This window comes from Gordonia gummivorans (assembly GCF_022513585.1).
Lineage (GTDB): Bacteria > Actinomycetota > Actinomycetes > Mycobacteriales > Mycobacteriaceae > Gordonia.
In genome coordinates, this window is the sequence record NZ_JAKWBF010000086.1 from 1 (window position 1) to 750 (window position 750).

Annotated in this window: 1 pseudogene; it reads right to left on the reverse strand. The window is 66.4% G+C overall.

From position 1 onward, the window contains the following. A pseudogene (locus MKW15_RS24205) lies at positions 1-355 on the reverse strand (HNH endonuclease); the annotation flags it as partial. Positions 356-750: the final 395 nt, after the last annotated feature.

The following is a 750-nucleotide window of genomic DNA, read 5'->3' on the forward strand; positions in this document are numbered from 1 at the left end:
GCACGATGTCGATGATCGAGTCGGCCCGCCCGGGTAGTACGAGTCCTTCGGGGGTGATCCAGGTGGTGTGCGGGCGGCCGTTCTCGTCGAGGATTTGGTCGTCGATGAAGTCGGTCAACGTTTTCGCCAGGTGGTGGAAGCGGCATTTCGCGCCGATCCCGGCGGGGTCGGTGTGCCCGCCGGCATACGGGTCGTCGTGGTTGTACTCGCAGACGTGGTCGAGTTCGCATTCCCAGGCCGGTTTTGTGCAGCCGGGAACCGAACAGGTGCCCTCACGGGACAGGATGTAGGTGATCAGCGCGGTCGAAGGCCGATACGGGTTCGACGGCAGATGCGGCGCCAGACCCGGCGGCACCGCGCTCAGCATTGGCGGTGGTGGTGGTTGTGGTGGAGTGGGTTCGGGGATGCGGCGCCAGAAATCTGGGTTACCTCGGGTGGGTTTCTCACAGTTCAACGGCCGATCGGTGGTGGTTTCCGACGGTGTCTCGCCAGGCCCTTCGAGGCTCGGTGATTTCGATGCGGTCCCGGCTCGCAGGCTCGCCCGGTCCTTACTCAATCCGGCGGCCAGGGCTCCTCGCACCTCAGGGAGCGGGGGGATGCCTTCGTCGACCGACGCTGCTTCGGGCACGTCACAGACCGGTGGCGTGGTGTCCGACGCTGTCTCGCCAGGCCCTTCGAGGCTCGTCGCTTGCGCTCCTCGCACCTCAGGGAGCGGGGTGGTGGCGTCGTCAGAAAGGTCACCTGGCGGGG